Origin of the sequence: Halomonas sp. I5-271120, from assembly GCF_030553075.1 — a bacterium.
Taxonomy (GTDB): Bacteria; Pseudomonadota; Gammaproteobacteria; order Pseudomonadales; family Halomonadaceae; genus Onishia; species Onishia taeanensis_A.
The window spans coordinates 2548740-2569422 of sequence record NZ_CP130701.1; the positions used below are offsets into that span (position 1 = coordinate 2548740).

General features: G+C 63.2%; 20 protein-coding genes and 7 tRNA genes. 19 read left to right on the top strand and 8 right to left on the bottom strand.

Features of this window, described 5'->3' with window-relative positions:
- Positions 1 to 108 precede the first annotated feature (108 nt).
- Complete coding sequence (gene mgtE, locus Q2K57_RS11310) at positions 109 to 1464, bottom strand: magnesium transporter (protein WP_304525108.1); 1356 nt, start codon at positions 1462 to 1464, stop codon at positions 109 to 111.
- 112 nt (positions 1465 to 1576) lie between these two features.
- Here mgtE and Q2K57_RS11315 point away from each other — a divergent pair, with 112 nt between their 5' ends.
- Both Q2K57_RS11315 and Q2K57_RS11320 read left to right on the top strand, forming a co-directional pair.
- Positions 1577 to 1867 (top strand): encapsulin-associated ferritin-like protein, encoded by a 291-nt coding sequence (locus Q2K57_RS11315; protein WP_112055437.1) that lies wholly within the window; start codon positions 1577 to 1579, stop codon positions 1865 to 1867.
- A 213-nt stretch (positions 1868 to 2080) separates the two neighbouring features.
- On the top strand, positions 2081 to 3103 hold the full coding sequence (locus Q2K57_RS11320) for a quinone-dependent dihydroorotate dehydrogenase (RefSeq protein WP_304525109.1): 1023 nt from the start codon (positions 2081 to 2083) through the stop codon (positions 3101 to 3103).
- A 168-nt stretch (positions 3104 to 3271) separates the two neighbouring features.
- Here Q2K57_RS11320 and rmf read toward each other — a convergent pair whose 3' ends face one another.
- On the bottom strand, positions 3272 to 3478 hold the full coding sequence (rmf, locus tag Q2K57_RS11325; protein WP_092526096.1) for a ribosome modulation factor: 207 nt from the start codon (positions 3476 to 3478) through the stop codon (positions 3272 to 3274).
- Positions 3479 to 3754: 276 nt separating this feature from the next.
- Between rmf and rlmKL the strand changes: the two genes are divergently transcribed.
- The 3 genes from rlmKL (at position 3755) to Q2K57_RS11340 (ending at position 7397) form a co-directional block, all read left to right on the top strand.
- Entirely contained in the window at positions 3755 to 6094 is a 2340-nt protein-coding gene (gene rlmKL, locus Q2K57_RS11330; RefSeq protein WP_304525110.1) for a bifunctional 23S rRNA (guanine(2069)-N(7))-methyltransferase RlmK/23S rRNA (guanine(2445)-N(2))-methyltransferase RlmL, read from the top strand.
- A 242-nt stretch (positions 6095 to 6336) separates the two neighbouring features.
- Positions 6337 to 6993: a thiopurine S-methyltransferase gene (tmpT, locus tag Q2K57_RS11335; RefSeq protein WP_304525111.1), complete on the top strand. Its 657-nt coding sequence runs from the start codon at positions 6337 to 6339 to the stop codon at positions 6991 to 6993.
- Positions 6990 to 7397 (top strand): glutaredoxin family protein, encoded by a 408-nt coding sequence (locus tag Q2K57_RS11340; RefSeq protein WP_304525112.1) that lies wholly within the window; start codon positions 6990 to 6992, stop codon positions 7395 to 7397. The genes tmpT and Q2K57_RS11340 overlap by 4 nt, the downstream gene beginning before the upstream one ends.
- A gap of 35 nt (positions 7398 to 7432) precedes the next feature.
- Here Q2K57_RS11340 and Q2K57_RS11345 read toward each other — a convergent pair whose 3' ends face one another.
- A complete protein-coding gene (locus Q2K57_RS11345; protein ID WP_112055432.1) occupies positions 7433 to 7714 on the bottom strand; it encodes a hypothetical protein in 282 nt (93 codons plus the stop codon).
- A 227-nt stretch (positions 7715 to 7941) separates the two neighbouring features.
- On the opposite strand from Q2K57_RS11345, the gene pdxB reads away from it, so the two are divergent.
- The gene (pdxB, locus tag Q2K57_RS11350; protein ID WP_304525113.1) at positions 7942 to 9132 is read left to right on the top strand and encodes a 4-phosphoerythronate dehydrogenase PdxB; all 1191 of its coding nucleotides are present in this window, start codon (positions 7942 to 7944) and stop codon (positions 9130 to 9132) included.
- Positions 9133 to 9320: 188 nt separating this feature from the next.
- Positions 9321 to 10838, top strand: coding sequence for a Na+/H+ antiporter NhaC (gene nhaC, locus Q2K57_RS11355; protein ID WP_304525114.1), 1518 nt, complete (start codon positions 9321 to 9323; stop codon positions 10836 to 10838).
- Positions 10839 to 11010: 172 nt separating this feature from the next.
- On the opposite strand, the gene htpX is transcribed toward nhaC, so the two are convergent.
- From htpX to msrB, 4 genes are all read right to left on the bottom strand, one after another.
- Positions 11011 to 11910 carry a protease HtpX gene (gene htpX / locus Q2K57_RS11360; RefSeq protein WP_304525115.1) on the bottom strand — a complete coding sequence of 300 codons (900 nt, stop codon included), beginning with the start codon at positions 11908 to 11910 and terminating at the stop codon, positions 11011 to 11013.
- 122 nt (positions 11911 to 12032) lie between these two features.
- Positions 12033 to 13265, bottom strand: coding sequence for a pyridoxal phosphate-dependent aminotransferase (locus tag Q2K57_RS11365; RefSeq protein WP_112055428.1), 1233 nt, complete (start codon positions 13263 to 13265; stop codon positions 12033 to 12035).
- 129 nt (positions 13266 to 13394) lie between these two features.
- Positions 13395 to 14366, bottom strand: coding sequence for a ribosome biogenesis GTPase YlqF (gene ylqF / locus Q2K57_RS11370; RefSeq protein ID WP_112055427.1), 972 nt, complete (start codon positions 14364 to 14366; stop codon positions 13395 to 13397).
- Between the two features lie 92 nt (positions 14367 to 14458).
- Complete coding sequence (gene msrB, locus Q2K57_RS11375; RefSeq protein WP_112055426.1) at positions 14459 to 14860, bottom strand: peptide-methionine (R)-S-oxide reductase MsrB; 402 nt, start codon at positions 14858 to 14860, stop codon at positions 14459 to 14461.
- A gap of 320 nt (positions 14861 to 15180) precedes the next feature.
- Between msrB and Q2K57_RS11380 the strand changes: the two genes are divergently transcribed.
- The 12 genes from Q2K57_RS11380 (at position 15181) to Q2K57_RS11435 (ending at position 19863) form a co-directional block, all read left to right on the top strand.
- Positions 15181 to 15256: transfer RNA gene (locus tag Q2K57_RS11380), tRNA-Glu, on the top strand.
- A gap of 35 nt (positions 15257 to 15291) precedes the next feature.
- Positions 15292 to 15366, top strand: a tRNA-Gly gene (locus Q2K57_RS11385).
- Positions 15367 to 15369: 3 nt separating this feature from the next.
- A tRNA-Glu gene (locus tag Q2K57_RS11390) sits at positions 15370 to 15445 on the top strand.
- A 40-nt stretch (positions 15446 to 15485) separates the two neighbouring features.
- Positions 15486 to 15560, top strand: a tRNA-Gly gene (locus tag Q2K57_RS11395).
- Positions 15561 to 15563: 3 nt separating this feature from the next.
- Positions 15564 to 15639: transfer RNA gene (locus Q2K57_RS11400), tRNA-Glu, on the top strand.
- A 21-nt stretch (positions 15640 to 15660) separates the two neighbouring features.
- A tRNA-Gly gene (locus Q2K57_RS11405) sits at positions 15661 to 15735 on the top strand.
- 194 nt (positions 15736 to 15929) lie between these two features.
- Positions 15930 to 16868, top strand: a complete 939-nt coding sequence (locus Q2K57_RS11410) for an ABC transporter ATP-binding protein (protein WP_304525116.1) — start codon at positions 15930 to 15932, stop codon at positions 16866 to 16868.
- Complete coding sequence (locus Q2K57_RS11415) at positions 16865 to 17638, top strand: ABC transporter permease (RefSeq protein WP_304525117.1); 774 nt, start codon at positions 16865 to 16867, stop codon at positions 17636 to 17638. Before Q2K57_RS11410 ends, Q2K57_RS11415 begins: the two co-directional genes overlap by 4 nt.
- Before the next feature lie 2 nt (positions 17639 to 17640).
- Positions 17641 to 18477: an NADPH-dependent 7-cyano-7-deazaguanine reductase QueF gene (gene queF / locus Q2K57_RS11420; RefSeq protein WP_304525118.1), complete on the top strand. Its 837-nt coding sequence runs from the start codon at positions 17641 to 17643 to the stop codon at positions 18475 to 18477.
- Positions 18478 to 18604: 127 nt separating this feature from the next.
- A complete protein-coding gene (locus Q2K57_RS11425) occupies positions 18605 to 19165 on the top strand; it encodes a nitroreductase family protein (protein ID WP_304525119.1) in 561 nt (186 codons plus the stop codon).
- Between the two features lie 3 nt (positions 19166 to 19168).
- Positions 19169 to 19666, top strand: coding sequence for a YiiD C-terminal domain-containing protein (locus Q2K57_RS11430; RefSeq protein WP_304525120.1), 498 nt, complete (start codon positions 19169 to 19171; stop codon positions 19664 to 19666).
- 109 nt (positions 19667 to 19775) lie between these two features.
- Positions 19776 to 19863 (top strand) — tRNA-Ser (locus tag Q2K57_RS11435).
- Between the two features lie 181 nt (positions 19864 to 20044).
- Here Q2K57_RS11435 and Q2K57_RS11440 read toward each other — a convergent pair.
- Entirely contained in the window at positions 20045 to 20383 is a 339-nt protein-coding gene (locus tag Q2K57_RS11440; RefSeq protein ID WP_304525121.1) for a cation transporter, read from the bottom strand.
- Between the last annotated feature and the right edge of the window lie 300 nt (positions 20384 to 20683).

Sequence of the window (20683 nt, forward strand, 5' to 3'; positions counted from 1 at the left end):
GCGGGGTCGTTTGCGTTGCGGGAAACGAAATATTGGGTCGCGGTACAGGCGCGAAACCGAGGCATCATGGATGCGTCCCGCTTTTAGGCGGGACGCGTGCCGGTCGCCTTACAGCAGAAAGACCGTCGCCAGCCCCAGAAAGGCCATGAAGCCGATCACGTCGGTGACGGTGGTCAGGACCACCGAACCCGACAGTGCCGGGTCGATGCCCAGACGCTTGAGGCCTAGGGGAATGGCGATGCCGGCGATGCCGGCAGCGAGCATGTTGATGACCAGGGCGACGGCGATGATGCCGCCAATGCGCACATCCTGGAACCACAGGGTGGCGATCACGGCGACCACCAGTGCCCACAGCACCCCGTTGATCAACGAGATGCCGATTTCCTTGCGCATCAGCCAGTTGCTGTTGGTGCGGCTGATCTGACCCAGCGCCAGGCCGCGAATCGCCAGGGTCAGGGTCTGGCTGCCAGCGATGCCGCCCATGCTGGCGACGATGGGCATCAGCACCGCCAGGGCGACGATCTGGTCGAGCGCTGCCTCGAAGCGGCCAATCACCCACGCTGCCAGGAAGGCCGTCATCAGATTGATGCCGAGCCACACCGCCCGGCGCTTGGCGCTGGGTATGACCGGGGCGAACAGGTCCTCCTCCTCGTCGAGGCCGGCCATGTTCATCAGTGCCTGGTCCGAGCCCTCGCGGATGACGTCGACGATGTCCTCGATGACGATGCGTCCCAGCAGCAGGCCATTCTCGTCGACCACCGGCGCCGACACCAGGTCGTGCGTCTGGAAGAGGGTAGCCACGTCCCACGACTTCATGGTCACCGATACGCTGTCGATGTCGCTTTCCAGTACGTCGGCCACCGCAAGCTCCGATGACTGCGAGACCAGTCGAGCCAGCGGCAGCACGCCCAGGAAGATGCCGTTGCGGTCGACCACCATCAGCGCGTCGGTGTTGTCGGGGATGGACTGGTTTTTCCAGCGCAGGAAACGCTGCACGGTTTCGAGCGTCACGTCGGCACGCACGCTGACGGTGTCGGTGCGCATCAGACGGCCGGCGGAATCTTCCTCGAAGGCCAGCGCTTCCTTGAGACGCGCGCGCTGCAGCTCGTCCATCGAGCGCAGCATGTCTTCGGCGACCTGTTGAGGCAGGTCCTCGAAGAGTTCGGCCAGGTCGCTGGTGTCCATGTTCGAGGTGGCGGCGACGATCTCATGATCGTCCATGTCCTCGATCAGGGTGCTGCGAACCTCATCATGGACGTGCAGCAGGACTTCGCCGTCGACGTCCTGCGAAACCCGCTCCCAGAGTCGAGTACGCGCGGACAGAGGCAGGGATTCGAGCAGTAGGGCGATCTCTGCCGGTTCGAGGTCATCGAGCACCTCGTCGATGACGGCGAAGTCATTATCGACCAGGGCTTCATGAATGCGCGATAGCCGGCCTTCCAGGGTGTCAGTGGTGTCGGTCATAGGATCTCCCTGAGATGAAGCGGGGCGTGGCCGCGTTGACGGTGAAAGCTGACAGCGACGCCGCTTTGGCCTAACGTTGGATACGCACAGTAGACCACAAAAGGAGAGGCCCATGGCAGGCAGCAGTGACAGCTATCACGAGCCGGTGGAAGAACTAAGCGCCGCTACCCGCGATTATCACCGGGCCATCGTTTCGCTAATGGAGGAACTGGAGGCGGTCGATTGGTATAACCAGCGTGTCGATGCCTGTCAGGATCCGGAGTTACGCAAGATACTGATTCATAACAGGGATGAAGAAAAGGAGCATGCGGTCATGACCCTGGAGTGGCTCCGTCGCCAGGACAAGACGCTGGATGCGCATCTTCGGGAATTCCTGTTTACCGACGGCGAGATCGCCCACTGAGCCAGACAGGCTGTGTGATTTCCCCTGATTCCCCATATTACCGACGGCCCCGCTTCGCGCGGGGTTCGTCGTTAATGGGGCCGATGCGCTATAATCCCCGCCGCTTTTTCTACCCGCGACGTTGCTATCCGCCATGTTGCAATCCGCGATGTTATCCGAGGTGGCTCACTCGTTTGCGTTGCTTCGTTCGTGTTCACCAGTTTAGGGAGTGCCATGTACGCCGCCGCCCGTTCGATACTCTTTCGCCTTGATCCCGAGACTGCCCATGGCGTGACGCTGATGGCGCTCGATATGGCGCATCGCCTGGGCCTGTCCGGCAAGTTGGGCGGCGGCGCGCGGGTCGACGATCCCGTCGAGCTGATGGGACTGCGCTTCCCCAACCGGGTGGGCCTCGCCGCCGGGCTCGACAAGAATGCCGATCATCTGGATGCCCTCGGCGCCCTGGGCTTCGGCTTCGTCGAGGTCGGCACCGTCACCCCCAAGCCGCAGCCGGGCAACCCCAAACCACGCCTGTTTCGCCTGCCCGAGAGCGGGGCGATCATCAACCGCATGGGCTTCAACAATTCAGGCGTCGATCACCTGATTGCCCGGGTCAAGAATACCCGCTATGACGGTTTGATCGGCATCAACATCGGCAAGAATCTGACCACCCCGGTGGAGCAGGCCGTCGACGACTATCTGTTCTGTCTCGAGCGGGTGCATGCCCACGCCGATTACATTACGGTCAACATCTCCTCACCCAACACGCCCGGGCTTCGCAACCTGCAGTTCGGTGAGCATCTGGACAAATTGCTCGGCGCGCTGCGCGAGAAAAGCCTGCGGCTCGATCATGACAGCGGTCGGCGTGTGCCTCTGGCGGTCAAGATCGCGCCGGACATGAGCGACGAGGAGGTCGGTCTGGTGGCCGAGGCGCTGGTCGCCAACGGCATCGATGGGGTCATTGCCACCAACACTACGGTGGCACGCGATGCCGTGACCGGCCAGCCACACGCCGATGAGGCGGGGGGCCTTTCCGGTCGTCCGGTCTTCGAATCGTCCAATCGTGTGATTCGTGAACTGCGGCGCCGGCTGCCGGACATGCCGATCATCGGCGTCGGCGGTATCGACAGCGGTGAGGCGGCGGTGGCCAAGCGTCGGGCCGGGGCGGATCTGGTGCAGCTCTATTCGGGCTTTATCTACCGCGGCCCGCCCCTTGTGGGCGAATGCGCCCGGGCCTTAAAGCTTGCCGCCGACTGAGCGCTAGTCATAGCACGCCCGCTGGCGGGAGCGGCAGTCAGTCGGGATATCCCGGTAGGGCCTGACGGCAAGATAGGGCCAGAAGACAAGTGAGGGCGAACGATCAGACAGGGCGCAAAATAAAAAGGCCCGTGAGCTCACGGGCCTTAGGGCGTTGAAAATGGGGAATTACATGACCATGGGATTTTTGTGAATGCCGGACACGCCTGTCATGCCCGACCATTGATCCCCTCGACCTTCACGCCAACCGCTCATCCAGTATTCGCGAAGATTGACATCCTGACTGGGACATTCATCACGGGAACGGCCGCTGACCCCTGCCTTGTAACCGTGAACATAAGCGCGCTGGAAGCGATCACGTTTCTGTCGTTTCATCGGATGGCCTCTTGATGAACCAGTTTTTTATGCAAACCAGTGTTTATGGGGCATAGGCTGGGACGAGCACGGATTGCACAAGGCTAACCGCAATCCCGAGGCTCAGCGCCTGATGCCGATAGCGTCCTTGGACCAGATAACACATGCGTACCGCGTAGCTACCCCTCTACAACTAGCGCACCCGCCTAGTCGATGTCGACAGGCGATTTGGAATAAGCGCAGTACCAAAATAGCATTTCAGTAATATGACGGCGCGTCGCGCCAGGTGGCTCTTTCATGAAAGATCAGCAAGCTATTGAAACTATGACCTTATTCGCCACCTGCCCCAAAGGCATGGAGCTTTTGCTGGCCGACGAGCTTGGCAGTCTGGGGATGACGGTCACCAAGACGACGGTGGCCGGGGTGCACCTCACGGGTTCCCTCGAGGCCGCCTATCGCGCTTGTCTGTGGTCGCGCCTCGCCAATCGCATCGTGCTCTGCCTGTCGCGGGAAGAAGGCATCGAGACACCCGACCAGCTCAAGGGCTGCGCCGAGGCCATCGATTGGCGCGGCCACCTGGCGCCGGGCAAGACGCTGGCGGTGGATTTCCACGGTCAGTCCCAGGCTATCCGCCACACCCGCTTCGGCGCCCAGACGGTCAAGGATGGGGTCGTTGATGCCCTGAGAAGTGCCGGCCGCGAACGGCCAAGCGTCGACCCGCGGGACCCGGACCTGCGTCTCTATGCCCACCTGCACCGCGGGCGCCTGACCCTGGGCATCGACCTGTCCGGCGATAGCCTGCACCGTCGCGGCTATCGGCGTGAGCTTGGGCATGCGCCGATCAAGGAAAACCTCGCCGCGGCGCTGCTGGTGAGAGCCGACTGGCCGGCTCGCGCCAAGGCCGGCGAAGCGCTGATCGACCCGCTGTGTGGCTCGGGCACCCTGGTCATCGAGGGGGCGCTGATGGCTGCCGATGTGGCGCCGAACTTACTGCGCGAGCGCTTCGGCTTTCACGGCTGGGCGGGCCATGACGCCACCCTGTGGCAGGAGCTCAAGCGAGAGGCCGAAGCCCGGGCGAGCCTGGGGCGCAAGCGCTGCAAGGCCAAGCTTTATGGTCGCGACCAGAGCCCTCAGGCGATCTCGGCGGCCCGCGCCAACGCCATGCGTGCCGGTATTCCGGCGCTGATCGACTTCCAGGGGGCATCGGTCAAGCAGCTGGTGCGCCCCGCCGACCTGCCCGCCGAAGCGTTGGGGCTGCTGATCACCAACCCGCCCTACGGCGAGCGTATCGGCGAGCTGCCGGAACTGGTGCCGCTCTATGCCGCGCTCGGTGCCCGCGCCCAGGCGCATTTTCCCGGCTGGCGCCTGGCGATGCTGACCGGTAACCCGGAACTTGGTCATCGCACCGGGCTCAGGGCCGGCAAGCAGTATGCCTTCAAGAACGGTCCGCTGGACTGCAAGCTGCTGCTGATCGAGCTGGATCAGGGCCAGGCGTCGGCGCCGACCCCTGATCAGGCGGCGCCTGCCAAACGCCGCGCCGTTGGTGGTCAGTCATCCGGGGACGATCATGATGGCGACGCGTCCGGCGACGAGTTCCACAAGGCGGCCTCTAACTCAGCCACTAAGTCGTCCAAGGAGGCGGCCGCTCACTCTGACGAGCGCCCGGCGCGCTCGGAAGGGGCGCAGATGTTCGCCAACCGCCTGCTGAAGAATCGCAAGCGTCTCAAGTCGTGGCTCAAGCGCAGCGGTGAGCCCTGTTATCGGCTGTATGACGCCGACATGCCCGAGTATGCGCTGGCGATCGATGTCTACGGCGATCGGGTGCATGTACAGGAGTACGCGCCGCCCAAGTCGGTGAATGCCAACCAGGCTCAGCGCCGGCTGCTCGACGCCCTGGGGGTGATCCCGGAGGTGCTCGAGGTCTCGCCGGAGCATGTCTACATCAAGCAGCGCGAGCGTCAGTCGGGCAAGGCCCAGTACCAGAAGCACGCCGCCAGCGGTGAGCGCTTCCAGGTCCGCGAGGGCCGCGCGCAACTGTGGGTGAATCTGCGTGATTACCTGGATACCGGGCTCTTTCTCGACCACCGGCCGGTTCGCCGGATGCTGGCCGAGATGGCGCCGGGCACGCGCTTCCTGAACCTGTTCTGCTATACCGCCACGGCGACCGTGCAGGCCGCACTGGGCACCGAGGCCGAAGGTGGCGCCAGTGACAGCGTCAGCGTTGATCTCTCGAATACCTATCTCGAGTGGGCACGGGAGAACTTTGCGCTCAACCGTCTGGATCCCAGCCGCCATCGGGTGGTGCGTGACGACTGCCTGCGCTGGCTGGAGACCGCCGGCAGCGAGTTCGACCTGATCTTCCTCGACCCGCCGACCTTCTCCAACTCGAAGAAGATGGAGGCGACCCTCGACATCCAGCGCGATCAAGGCCAGCTCGTCGAACTGGCCATGGCACGCTTGGCGCCGGGTGGCACCCTAGTGTTCTCCAACAACCAGCGCCGTTTCGTGCTCGATGCGGCACTCGAGGAACGCTTCGCGGTGGAGGACATCTCGGCCAAGACGTTCGACCCGGATTTCACCCGCCGCCCTGACCTGCACCACTGCTTTCTGATCCGCCATCGGGACGATGCAGCATAAGACCTTCGACCCACTCTTGGTATGGCCAACGCCGCCCCGACCTGCACCACTGCTTCCTGATTCGTCATCGGGACGAGGCGGCATGATATGACGGGCCCGCTGCCGGGCCCGTTATGTCTGCGAGCAGTAAGGGCATGTCGAGGCCTGAGCCTGGCATCAGCGACGATGTGTCGCTCTCGGCGGTGCCATTGCGACGCCAATTCGCCATAATCGGCATTCACCCTGCCATCTGGAGTCCCGCGATGGAGCAAGCGTTCTGGCAAGAGCGTTGGCAAAACGACCAACTGGGCTTTCACCTGCCCTTCGTTCATCCAATTCTCACGCGTTTTTTGGCGGGCTACGCTTTGCCCGCCGGAGCGCGGGTCTTCGTGCCGCTGTGCGGCAAGACGCTGGATATCGGCTGGTTGCTGGATCAGGGCTACCGGGTCGTCGGCGCGGAGCTCAGTGAAAGGGCAGTCAGCCAGCTGTTCGCCGAACTGGGCGTAGAGCCGCAGATCGATGCCTGGAAGGGCGGTCGCCGCTTTTGTCATGGCGCGCTGACGGTCTATCAGGGTGATATCTTCGCGCTTGAACCGGTGGACCTGGGGGCGGTGGCGCTGGTCTACGATCGGGCAGCGCTGGTGGCGTTGCCGGCGGCGATGCGCCAGGCCTATGTGGCACAGTTACGGGCCCTATCGGACGGCGCACCGCAGTTGCTGATCAGTTTCGAATACGACCCACAAGAGATGGATGGGCCGCCGTTTCCGGTGTTGCCCGATGAGCTGGAGCGCCTCTATGGCGGTTCACACACGCTTGCCGAGTTGTCGCGCAAGGACGTGATCGCCAATCAGCAGCGCTTCCGCGAGGCAGGGGTGACGCGCTTTGTGGAAGTCGCCTGGCGGCTGACGCCTGCGGTATGACAGGTGGGCCTTATGGAGGTTGTGTTATCAACAGCAGCGCGGGCCTGACGCTCTATACCACGCTGGGGTGTCATCTCTGCGAAGAGCTGGAGACCTGGCTTGCGCTGCTGGGGCCAGAGACGCCGGCGCTTCGCCGCATCGAGGTCGCCGGCGATGCGGCGCTGCTTCAGCGCTACGGCGAGCGGATTCCGGTGCTCAGGGATGCGTCGGGAAACGAGCTGGAGCGGGGCTTTGAGCCCGCGCGTTTAGCCGCCTGGCTTGAGGCGCGGGGATGGCTCGATCATGCGGCCTGGCAGCGGGCGCAAGGAGTAGATGCCCCTGCCGAGCCTGAGCCCGAAGGGGCGGTGATGCATAACGGCCGGCGCTATCTTGGCGGCCTTGGCGGTTCGCGCGGTGAGGATTAGCGCCTAGAGGAGCGGCGCTGATTGAGGCGTCGTGCCTAGAGGGCGTCGAGCAGCGAGAGCTGCTGCACGGCGTCGCGGCCCTCAGGGGTATCGTCCTGCGCTTCCAGTATCTTGTGGAAACCGCGGGACGTCTGGATGGTGGCGACGTCTTCGAGCCAGAGCATGGCCTGGGCATAGTCGTCCGCCAGCCGGTGCTGCAGGCCGCCGAACTGGGTGCCGATCTGCCCCCAGGCGCGGCTGAAGATCCAATCGCCGAACATGTCCTGATGCACGTGCACCAGCACATAGTCGTGGTTACTTTCCCAGCGAACGATCACGGCGGCTCCTGGCGGCATTCCGCGCGCGCGCAACAAAAAAATAGGGGCGCGGAAACGGGGGTGAAAACGATAGTAAAACGGGACTAAAACGAGACGGGCCCCGCCCTAGTGGGCGTGGCTCGCATGCTATTGTAACGGCCTGACCGGCATGAACAACCCATCTCACTGGCCACGGTCGTGCCGGGCACCGGCCCGCCAACCCGTTTCGCAAGCTGCAAGGAATCGCCATGCGTCTGCTTATCGACTCCCATGTCCCCAAGGCCGAGGCCTGCTTCGCCGATCTTGGCTCGATCACCCGGCTGCCCGGCCGCGAGATCGATGGTCAGGCGGTGCGCGACGCCCAGGCCGAGGTGCTGGTAGTACGCTCGATCACCCGGGTCGATGAAGCGCTGCTCGAGGGCTCGACGCTGCGCTTCGTCGGCACCTGCACCATCGGCACCGACCACATTGACCAGGCGGCCCTCGAGGCGCGGGGTATCGGCTTTGCCAATGCGCCGGGCTGCAACGCCGAGGCGGTGGTCGACTACGTACTCTCGAGCCTTTTGACCCTGGCCGAACGTGAGGGCACCGAGCTCGATCAACGTCGGATCGGCATCGTCGGCGCCGGCAACGTGGGCGGGCGCCTCTATCGACGCCTGACAGCGCTGGGCCTGAATTGCCGGGTCTGCGATCCGCCGAGGGCCGAACGAGAAGCCGAAGAAGTGGCTGAGCGCGAAGCCGGTGATCCGCAAAGTCCCCCGTTCGATGATCTCGATACCCTGATCGAGGAGTGCGACGTGCTCTGCCTGCACACCCCGCTGGTGCGCGAGGGCGAGCACCGCACCCATCACCTGCTCGATGAGGCGCGCATCGAGGCCCTCAAGCCGGGCAGCTGGCTGCTCAACGCCGGGCGGGGCGACTGTCTCAACGGTCAGGCGCTGCTGGCGCGGTTGGCGGCCAGGGGCGACCTGCGCAGCGTGCTGGACGTGTTCGAGGAGGAGCCCGCCATCGACGAGGCCCTGTGGCGGCTGGCCGATATCGCCACCCCACATATCGCCGGCCATAGCCTGGACGGCAAGCTGCGCGGCACTCATCAGGTCTATCGGTCGGCGATGAAATACTTCGGTTCGCCGGTGCGGGTCGCGTTTGCGGACCTGGCGCCGCCGCCGGCCCTGCCATCTCTGACCCTGGACGCCGGCCTCTCGCCCTGGGAGGCGTTAAGGCTCTGTGTGCGCGCCTGTTATGACGTGCGCCGGGACCATGATGCGTTGATCCGCTATCAGCAGCACAAGGGCCTGACGGCCGGGTTCGACGCCTACCGCAGCGAATATCCGCTGCGCCGCGAGTTTTCTACCCTGACGGTACGGCTGCGCCCGGCGGCGGCGTCGCTCGAGCCATTGCTCACCGCCGCTGGCTTCGCCGTGGTGGTCGACGGTTGATCCGGCGGACGGACGGGGTGATGGGGTGCTAAGCCGAGCGGTGTCGGCGTATGCGACCTTAGTCTTATAAAAAAGCTCCGTGTTTTTTCGATCCTGGGACATCGTCTCTAGGATCGGGACACTGGGGCTGCCCTCGCCCTGCGCGGACAGGCAAGCTTGCCCGCTCATTGTTCGAGGGAAGCAAGATCATGTCTGATACCCAGTCGCGCGAGGTGCGCGCTCCTTCCTTTCTCGATGCGCTGATGCCGGTGGCGGTGGTGGTGGCCATGCTGGTGCTGGCGGTCGTGCTGTTCGGTGCCGATGCCTCCTGGGGCCCCAATCAGGTCGTGCTGCTGCTGGGCGCCTTGCTGGCAGGCCTGGTGGGCATGAAGAACGGCCACGGCTGGCAGGACATCGAGGAAGCGATCAACCACGGCATCCAGATTTCGCTGGGTGCCATCCTGATTCTGCTGGCCGTGGGGGCGATGATCGGCACCTGGATTCTCGGCGGGGTGGTACCGTCGATGATCTATTATGGGCTCGACGTGATCGCCCCGCAGTACTTCTATGCCAGCGCCTGCCTGCTGTGCGCTGTGGTGGCGCTATCGGTAGGCAGTTCCTGGACGGTAGCCGGCACCCTGGGCATCGGCCTGATCGGTATCGCCGATGGCCTCGGCCTGTCGTCGGCAGTAAGTGCCGGTGCGGTGATCTCCGGTGCCTATTTCGGCGACAAGCTTTCGCCCTTGTCCGATACCACCAACCTGGCGCCGGCCGCGGCGGGGGTCGAGCTCTTCGATCACATCCGCCATATGCTGTGGACCACGGTGCCGAGCCTGGTAATCGCGCTGATTGCCTTCTGGGTGCTGGGCCTGCAGGCGGAGGCAGGCCAGGCAACGCCCGAGCAGGTGCTGACGCTGCAGGGTAGGCTGAATGACAGCTACGCCATCGGGCCGCACCTGTTGATTCCGCTGGCGGTTTTACTGGTGATGGCGGTGCGCCGTTGGCCGGCCTTCCCGACCATCGTGATCGGTGCCCTGATGGGGGCGGTGTTTGCGGTGATTTTCCAGCCCCAAGCAGTGCTTTCCCTGGCCGGCGGGGCGGACCTGGCCACGCCGCTTTTGCTGCTCAAGGGCGTGTGGATGGCGCTTTTCGATGGTTACGTGGCCAATACCGGCAATGAAGTGTTCGATGACCTTCTGAGCAAGGGCGGTATGGCGAGCATGCTCAATACCGTCTGGCTGATTCTCTCGGCGATGGCCTTTGGCGGCGTGATCGAGCGCCTGGGGCTGCTCGAGCGGCTGGTACGCGGCATGTTGGGCGTGACCAAGAGCGCGGGCGCGCTGATCATCACCGCGCTTGGCACCGGGCTTTCGTCCAACATCATCACCGGTGATCAGTACATCTCGGTGATTCTGCCGGGGCGCATGTACCGGGCCGAATTCCGCCGCCGCGGGCTGGCGCCGGTCAACCTGTCGCGTTCGCTTGAGGACTCCGGGACCATCACTTCGCCGCTGATTCCCTGGAACAGCTGCGGCGCCTATATGGCGGCCACTCTCGGCGTGGCGACCCTTTCCTACCTGCCGTTCGCCATCTTCAATCTGGTGAACTTCGGCCTGGCGATCGTCTATGCCATGGTCGGCTTCAAGGTGGTGCCGCTGGCCGCCGCCGAGGCCGAGGACAGCGAGCCGACGCCGATGGCCGAGTCGCTGGTCAGCGAGGCCCGCTAGGCGGAAACTGCCGCTGTGACGCAGGGCGTCGATGCCGGCAGACACTGACCTGACGCAAAAGGGCCCGCCCTCATGATGAGGGTGGGCCCTTTTCATAATTGCTGCGCTCTCGTTGCGTTCCCAGTGCATTCTCTCAGCGGAAAGGCCATGTACTCAGTGAAAACGGCGGCGCTTAGCGGTAGGCCGATTCCTTCAGCGCGCGAATGCGATCATCCAGTGGCGGGTGGCTGGCGAACAGCTTCTCCATCAGCTTGCGGCTCTGGCCGGTGGTGATGGCGAAAGCGGTCAGGGTGTCGGGCATCTGGTCTGGCATCTCGTGCTCGGCCTTTAGGCGGGCCAGGGCGTTGATCATCGCGCCGCTGCCGGCCAGTTTGGCGCCGGCCGAGTCGGCACGGTACTCACGAAAGCGCGAGAACCAGGCGACGATGATCGAGGCGATCAGGCCGAAGACGATCTCGGCGACGATCACTACCGCGAAGTAGCCGAAGAACCCCAGGCCCCCGCCGTTGTCGTCCTTGCGCAGGAAGCTGTCGACCAGTTGCGCGACGATGCGCGCGAAGAACATCACGAAGGTGTTCAGCACGCCCTGGATCAGCGCCAGGGTGACCATGTCGCCGTTGGCGACGTGGCCGATCTCGTGGGCCAGCACAGCGCGGATCTCTTCCGGGCGCATGCGGTTGAGCAGGCCCGCAGAGACCGCCACCAGGGCGTCGTCCTTGTTCCAGCCGGTGGCGAAGGCGTTGGACTGCTGGGCCGGGAAGATGCCGACCTCGGGGGTCTTGATGCCTGCCTCTCGGGCCAGTTCGGCGACGGTTTCCAGCAGCCACTTTTCGGTGGCGTTGCTCGGCTGCTCGATGACCTGGGTGCCGGTGCTGCGCTTGGCCATCCACTTGGAGATGAACAGCGAGACCAGTGAGCCTGCCATGCCGAACACGAAACAGAAGATCAGCAGGCTGTTCATGTTCATGCCCTGGGCATTCAGGTAGGGCTCGACCCCGAGCAGGCGCAGGGTGATGCTGGCGATCAGCACCACCGCCAGGTTAGTGGCCAGGAAGAGGAAGATGCGCATCATGTGGAGGAAGCTCCCGCTTTGAGTGCTGGGCGCCGGCGGTCGCCGGCGCGTTCAATACGTTAGCTTAGATACGTCTTATGGGTGCCGGTTTCAAGTCCTATAGACAGAGATGCCTCAAGTGATCACTGACGGTAGCGCGACAGGAAACGCCCGAAGCGCTCCAGGGCGTCGCCCAGCTGGTCGGCCCAGGGCAGGGTGACGATGCGAACGTGGTCAGGCTCCGGCCAGTTGAAGGCCGTGCCCTGCACCAGCAGGATCTTTTCCTGCAGCAGCAGGTCGAGCACCATCTTCTGGTCATCGACGATCGGGTGCACCTTGGGGTCGAGCTTGGGGAAGGCGTAGAGGGCGCCCTTGGGAGTGACGCAGGACACCCCGGGGATGTCGTTGAGCTTCTCGACGGTGATGTCGCGTTGCGCCTTGAGACGCCCGCCGGGCAGGATCAGATCGTTGATCGACTGGTAGCCGCCCAGGGCGGTCTGGATGGCGTGCTGGGCCGGCACGTTGGCGCACAAGCGCATCGAGGCCAGCATGTTGAGGCCCTGAATGAAGTCGGCGGCGCGCTGCTTGGCGACGTTGCCGGAGAGAATCATCCACCCTGAGCGAAAGCCCGCGCAGCGATAGCTCTTGGACAGACCGTTCATGGTCACTACCAACTGGTCATCGCCGGCCAGGGCCCCGGTGGAGACATGCTCCGCCTCGTCATAGAGGATCTTGTCGTAGATCTCGTCGGAGAACACCACCAGGTGGTGCTGACGGGCGATCTCCAACAGCTCGCGGATCACTTCCGGTGCATAGACGGCGCCGGTGGGGTTGTTGGGGTTGATCAGCACGATGGCCTTGGTGTGGCTGGTCACCTTGGCGCGGATGTCGTCCATATCCGGCGCCCAGTCGGCCTGCTCGTCGCAGCGATAGTGCACCGCCCGGCCTCCGGACAGGTTGGTGGCGGCAGTCCACAGCGGGTAGTCGGGGGCTGGAATCAGCACCTCGTCGCCGTCGTTGATCAGCGCCTGCATGGCCATCACGATCAGTTCCGAGACGCCGTTGCCGATGAAGATGTCCTCGATGCCGACGCCGGGAATCCGCTTGCGCTGGCATTCCTGCATGATCGCCTTGCGCGCCGAATAGAGTCCCTTGGAATCGCAGTAGCCCTGGGCGGTAGGCAGGTTGCGCATCACATCTTGAAGGATCTCTTCCGGGGCCTCGAAGCCGAACGGCGCCGGGTTGCCGATGTTCAGCTTGAGGATGCGCTGGCCTTCGTCCTCGAGACGCTTGGCGTGGTCGAGCACCGGCCCGCGAATGTCATAGCAGACGTTGTGCAGCTTTTGGGACTTGTTGATGGGCGTCGGGGTATCCATGGGGTGTCCGGGTAGTGAGTCCAGGGGTGGCCCCGCTAAACGGGGCCCGGCGCGCGTATCGTCGGCGCAAGACGGAAGTAGCTTTCTGCTTCAGGGGCGGCGCTCTCAATCGCCCAATCGCCGCTCAACTCAAGAATCGGCGTTGGCCGCGGCATCTTCGCTGTCGGCCTCATCGGCTTCGGGAGCCGGGGGCGGCGGAATATCCGCCGGGGTCTCAAGCGTCAGCCGGCCCAGTTTGCCATCGCGCAGTTCGTGCAGCAGCACCTCGGCGCCCCGGTGCAGGTCGACCTCGCCACCCGGGCGAAGGCCGCCGCGCTTGGCGGCGATGTCGCGCACGATGGCGTTGCCGTCGAAGCCGGCCAGGGCCAGCAGATCGATGCGTGCCGGGCCATCGGCCTCCACCGAATCGGCGGCGGGGTTGCCCTGGTAAGGCGGCAACGCCTTGAGCTTGTAGCGATTGCTCAGCGCTTGGGGGTAGCGCTTGGCCAGTTCGGCGGCGGTGACCACGGCGACGTCCAGGTAGTCGATGGCGGTATCGCGGATCGCGCCGCTGGCGGCCAGTCGGTGAGCACTCGCCTGATCCTCGATCTTGGGCCACAGCACCCCGGGGGTATCGGTCAGTGCTACCCGGCCATCGATGCGCACCTTCTGCTGGCGCTTGGTGACCGCCGGCTCGTTGCCGGTCTTGGCGATCTTGCGCTTGGCAAGGCCATTGATCAGGGTCGACTTGCCGACGTTGGGAATGCCCATCACCATTACTCGCACGTCGCGGTCGGCACGCACCTCACCGGCGAGCTCATGGCACAGCTTGGGAATGCGCTTGAGCTCGCGGGCCTGGGTAGTGGTCACCGCCAGGGCCCGGGTGTTGGGCTGGGCATCGAAATAGGCCACCCACTCTTTGGTGCGCTCCGGGTCGGCGAGATCGGCGCGAGAGAGGATCTTCAATACCGGCTTGTGCTCGGTGAGCTCGGCCAGCATTGGGTTGGCGCTGGAATAGGGCAGGCGGGCGTCCAGCACCTCCAGCACCACGTCGATTTCCGGCAGCGCCTCAGTAATTTGGCGGCGTGCCTTGTGCATGTGTCCCGGGTACCAGCCCAGCATGGCCTCTTCTCCTGCGCGTTTCTAACGGCCGCCCATCTTAGCAGATGGACGGCGGGCTGGGGCCAGCGGGGAAGGGCGGCGGGCCTCTGGTGCTACTCGTCGCGGTTGAAGTCGATGGCCACCGAGTTGATGCAGTAACGAAGGCCGGTGGACTCCGGCGGGCCGTCCGGGAAGACGTGGCCCAGATGGGCATCACAGTGCGAGCAGACCACTTCGGTACGCTGCATGCCATGGCTGGTGTCGTCATGCTCCTCGACCGAGCCCTTGCCTAGCGGGCGGTCGAAGCTTGGCCAGCCGCACCCGGCATCGAACTTGTGCTCGTTCTCGAACAGCGGGGCATGGCAGCAGACGCAGTGATAGATGCCCTGGGCGTCTTTTACCTGGTAGTCACCGGTAAAGGGCCGTTCGGTGCCTTTCTCACGCGTGACCCGGTACTGCTCGGGGCTGAGCTGGCTGCGCCACTCGGTGTCGCTTTTCTCTATCTTCTTGCGCATGGCGTACCTTCCGATATCAGAAATGATCGCTGTCGGGCGAAGGCGGTCGGGTGAGTACATCAGCCGACACGCGTCCTTCACGCCGATAGCTTACTGTGCCACTGCTGGCCGTTGCCTCACAATGCGCGGCGCGCCCTCTGGTTTCGGCCAGTTTGGATGGCCGCCTTTCACGTCTGCTAAGCTCAATGCCTAGTGGCTTGATGGCCTGCCTTACGATTTAAAGGGTAGCCTGTCGATGAGGAAACGCGCGGCACAACAGGCGCTTGACAGTGTTAGGTGTGCTCAGTAACATACGCGCCATCTTAAAGAGGTCTGGCCACGTCCCATTCGTCTAGTGGTCCAGGACACTGCCCTTTCACGGCAGTGACAGGGGTTCGAACCCCCTATGGGACGCCATCCTCTGTAAGATGCCGGATGACCGGGAAGTAAATGCGGAAATAGCTCAGTGGTAGAGCATCGCCTTGCCAAGGCGAGGGTCGGGAGTTCGAATCTCCTTTTCCGCTCCATGCGTCCCATTCGTCTAGTGGTCCAGGACACTGCCCTTTCACGGCAGTGACAGGGGTTCGAACCCCCTATGGGACGCCACTTCGGTCATTCAACAAGCAGCACAGCGTTTGTGAGATAAGCGGGAATAGCTCAGTGGTAGAGCATCGCCTTGCCAAGGCGAGGGTCGGGAGTTCGAATCTCCTTTCCCGCTCCATGCGTCCCATTCGTCTAGTGGTCCAGGACACTGCCCTTTCACGGCAGTGACAGGGGTTCGAACCCCCTATGGGACGCCACTTCACAACGCACATCGATAAGCGGAAATAGCTCAGTGGTAGAGCATCGCCTTGCCAAGGCGAGGGTCGGGAGTTCGAATCTCCTTTTCCGCTCCAATCGTCTCCCCATTTGCTTTGCTCAATCGTGATTCCTCGGCCATCCCTGGCTACACGTTCTTAGCAAGCCTATCATCCGTTTTTCCAGTGCTTTTTCGCGTGTTTGCGCCTCAGTTCCGTCCCCGGCATTGAATTCTGAGCACTCGCCCCTATCCTTAGTGTCCTAATTTTTTAACCATCTCACAGGTGTCCTGATGGCTGAACCGGCGCTGTCCATCCGTGGCCTGACCAAGGTTTACGGCAACGGCTTTCATGCCTTGAAAGGCATCGATCTCGATGTCCAGCAGGGTGACTTCTTCGCGTTACTGGGTCCCAATGGGGCCGGCAAGTCCACCACCCTCGGGGTGGTCTGCTCGCTGGTGCAAAAGACCGCCGGCAAGGTGTCGGTGTTCGGCACCGATATCGATAAGGACTTCGCCCGCGCCAAGTACAACCTCGGCGTGGTGCCCCAGGAGTTCAACTTCAACCAGTTCGAGAAGGTCGAGGACATCATCCTCGCTCAGGCCGGCTACTACGGCATGTCGCATCGCGAGGCCAAACCCCGTGCGGCGCAGCTGCTCAAGGACTTGGGACTCTGGGACAAGCGCGACGGCAGCGCACGCGCACTCTCGGGTGGCATGAAGCGTCGCCTGATGATCGCCCGCGCCCTGATTCACCGCCCCAAGCTGTTGATCCTCGACGAGCCCACCGCTGGGGTCGACATCGAGCTGCGCCGTTCGATGTGGGAATACATGCGCCGCATCAACCGCGAGGAGGGCACCACCATTATCCTCACCACCCACTATCTCGAGGAAGCCGAGAGCCTGTGTCGCAACATTGCGATCATCAATCACGGCGAGATCGTCAAGAACACCAGCGTGCGTGAACTGCTCGGCCAGTTGAATACCGAGACCTTCCTGCTCGACCTGGCCGAGCAGGTAAGCGAGGCGCCGACCCTTGGTGACTTCCAGGTCGAGAAAGTCGACGCAAGCCAGCTGGCGGTGTCGGTCAAGCGCGGTCAGCGCCTTAACGATGTGTTCAGCCAACTTTCCGAGCAGGGGCTGACCGTGGTGTCGATGCGCAACCGCGCCAACCGGCTGGAAGAAATGTTTGTCTCGATGGTGGAAGAGTCCAACGCGGAGGCCGCGAAATGAATGCAATGCAAATAGCCGTGGCGCTGTGGACCCTGGTAGGCAAGGAAGTGCGCCGCTTTACCCGTATCTGGCCGCAGACCCTGCTGCCGCCGTCTATCACCATGACCATGTACTTCATCATCTTCGGCAACCTGATCGGGTCGCGGATCGGTGCGATGGACGGCTACGACTATATGGACTTCATCGTGCCCGGCCTGATCATGATGGCGGTGATCACCAACAGCTACTCGAACGTGGCATCCTCCTTCTTCTCCAACAAGTTCCAACGTTCGATCGAGGAAATGATGGTCTCGCCGATGCCCAATTGGGTGATCCTTGCGGGCTTCATCCTCGGTGGCATGGCGCGGGGCCTGGGCGTGGGTATCATCGTCACCGGGGTGTCGCTGTTCTTCACCCGGATCGATGTGGCGCATCCACTGCTGACCATTGGGGTCGTGGTGCTGACGGCGGCGCTGTTCGCTACTGGTGGTTTCATCAACGCGCTGCTCGGCAAGAAGTTCGATGATATCTCGATCGTGCCGACCTTCATTCTGACGCCGCTGACCTACCTGGGCGGGGTCTTCTATTCGATTTCGCTGCTGCCTGACTTCTGGCAGGGCGTTTCGATGCTTAACCCCATCCTCTACATGGTCAACGTCTTCCGCTACGGCTTCCTGGGTGTCTCCGACATTCCGGTGGGCTGGGCGCTGGCTGCTATCTGCGCCTTCATTACCGTGCTGTTTGCCATCGCGCTGTGGATGCTGGAGCGCGGCAAGGGCATCAGGGGCTGATCATGACTCACGACCGTCCCGACACCCTTGCCGAAGCCCCGCTGGGACGCGAGTCGGCCTATCCGGAGCAATACGACCCGGCCCTGCTGTATCCCATTCCCCGGGCTGCTAATCGGGCGCCGCTGGGCATCGTGAATGATGCCCTGCCGTTCGTCGGCGAAGATGAGTGGCACGCCTTCGAGGTCTCCTGGCTGACGCCGCGTGGCAAGCCGGTGGTCGCGGTGGCGCGTTTTCGTCTGCCCGCCGACTCGCCGAACCTGATCGAGTCGAAGTCCTGGAAGCTGTACCTGAACAGCTACAACCAGACGCGTTTTGCCTCCCGAGAGGAGGTCATCGCCACCCTCGAGCAGGACCTTGCCACCGGTGCCGGGGCGCCGGTCTCGGTTGAACTCTTCGGCGTCGACGATCAGGCCCTGGCCACCCAGCGCCTGCCCGGCGAGTGCATCGACGATCTCGACGTCGAAATCGATGCCTATACGCCTGACCCTGCGCTGCTCAGCGTGGGCGACGAGGTCGTCGAGGAAACCCTGCATTCGCACCTGCTCAAGTCCAACTGTCCGGTTACCGGTCAGCCCGACTGGGGCAGCGTGCTGGTTCGCTATCGCGGCCCGCGGCTTGAGCGCGAGGGGCTGCTGAAGTACCTGGTGTCCTATCGACAGCACCAGGACTTCCACGAGCACTGCGTCGAGCATATCTTCACCGATCTGATGGCGCGCGCCCGCCCCGAGCGGCTCCTGGTACTGGCTCGCTACGTACGCCGCGGCGGGCTGGATATCAGCCCCTGGCGGGCGACGCCGGGCGAGCGACCGCCCGAGCCGCTGCGCCTGGCGCGCCAATAGCCATCTGGCGTACAGTCACGCTAGACGCCTTTCGGCGGGCACTAGTCTTCAGTCACTAGGCTTCGGTCACCAGGCTTCGGTCAGTACCGAAGACGGCCCGCCACCCCATCGCTGCAAGGAGACCCGGATGGATGCAATGACGCTACTGCATGAACGCAGCTCCATGGGCAAGTTGCGCGGTCCGGCCCCCAGCGCCGACCAGTTGGATGCCATCTACCGCGCAGCCCTGCGCGCACCAGATCACAAGGAGCTCACCCCCTGGCGGTTTATCGAGTTCTCGGGTGAGGGGCTCACCCGGCTTGGCGAGTTGTTTGCCGAGGCCGAGTTCCACAATAACCCGCACATCGACGATGCTGCCCTGAATGCCGCGCGCAAGAAACCGCTGCGGGCGCCGATGATCATCGCCGTGGTCGCCAAGATCACCCCGGACGAGCCCAAGGTGCCGCCCCTTGAGCAGTCGCTCTCTGCCGGCTGTGCCGCTCATGGCATGCTGCTGGCGGCTCAGGCGCTGGGGCTCGGCGCGATGTGGCGTACCGGGCACTATGCCTTCGACCCCACGGTCAAGAAGGGTCTGGGCCTTGGCGAGCACGACGAGCTCGTGGCCTTCCTGTACCTGGGGCAGATGGGCGGGCGCCACAAGCCATTGCCGTCGCGTGACCCGGCCGACTTCGTCGAGCGCTGGAACTGAGCCGTGCGTGAGGTTGGTGTGCCGCATCCGCGCTTGGCGCTGCCTGCGGCAGGGCAGGGCGATGACCTGATCGCCTTTCGCCACTGGCTAGAGGCGGCCATTCCGCTGGTGCCGCCGTTGGGTATTCGGGATATGCACTGGCAGGACGACACACTGGTCTGGTCGCTGTCGCTTGCCCCCAACCTCAAAGACAAGGGCACTGGTTTCGGCGGCTCGCTGGCCGCCCAGACCACCCTGATCGGCTGGTGCTGGGTCACTCTCTGGTTGCGCTCCCAGGGCCGCGAGCAAAACGTGGTGGTCGCCGAAGCGAGCCAGCGCTTCAAAGCCCCGGTGACCGGCGACTACCGCATCCTGTGCCGCCCGGAAGACCTAGCAGGGCCGGCGGCCCTGGCCGACCGCCTCGCCAGCCGTGGCAAGGGGCGCATCGCGCTGGTTCAAGAGCTCTATTGCGGCGATACCCTGTGCCTTACCGCTCGCGGCGACTATGCGGTATTGCCCTGAAGATATTGGGAAAATTTAGCGCCCGGCTTGCAATCGCCGCCTGATCTCGATACAGTATGCGCCGTTCTGACGCGGAAGGCGCAGCCTTCACGGCAGGACTAAAAATTGCGGAGGGGTGTCCGAGTGGTCGAAGGAGCACGCCTGGAAAGTGTGTAAGTCGAAAGGCTTCGAGGGTTCGAATCCCTCCCCCTCCGCCACCGAATTTAAAAAAGCCACTGATTTCAGTGGCTTTTTTTTGTTTCTATAATATCCCAGCCCATACTTTCTATACATGGGCCTCTCAAGGGTCTCGACTCATCGGACTAGGCGCCGATCATAGAGGCTCAAGAGCGCCATCTCGTAAGAGTTATCGCGGATCGTGTCAGCTCGTGACTAGGACTAATGACAACTCCACGGCTCCTTGCTGGCATTGTCCTTGATGTTCTGGTCGACGAACCGGTAGTGGTCTTCCTTGAAGCGGTTCCACCAGCTGTGGCTGATCTCGATGGCGTGCTGGGCGAGAATCTCTTCGATATGGTCGATGCACAGCCGCGATCCGTCATAGGCCATGCTGAGCTTGCGCTTGCCGGTGTCGTAGGTGACGCGTTGCAGCCCGAATAGTTCGTCTATCTCTGCGATGGCGAGACGAAGTGCATCGGCATCGCAGGGCTCGAGCTTCAACTTGCGAGTCACTAGATTGACCTCGTTCACGCCTAGTCGTCTTTCATTCCTGGACATGCGGAACACTTCCTCTTGTCTGTATCTTCATGACCTCGCTTGCGTCATTTCCCTGCAGGGGCGCCGACTTTCTGATCGTTCAGGACGGGGCTCGCAGAACGAAACGGCCCGGATGATGCAGGCGGAGTAGCCGCCTATCATGTGTGGGTACGTTACAGCCCTTGTGTTGCCCAATGGTCAAATTGTGGTGTGCCGCTAGGGGGCGGGCAGCCACAATTTTTGATCGTGGTCATGCAATCCTCACCTCTATGTCGCACGCCAACAGCTGGGTGGCGAAGCTGAACCAAGGCTGAATGAGGC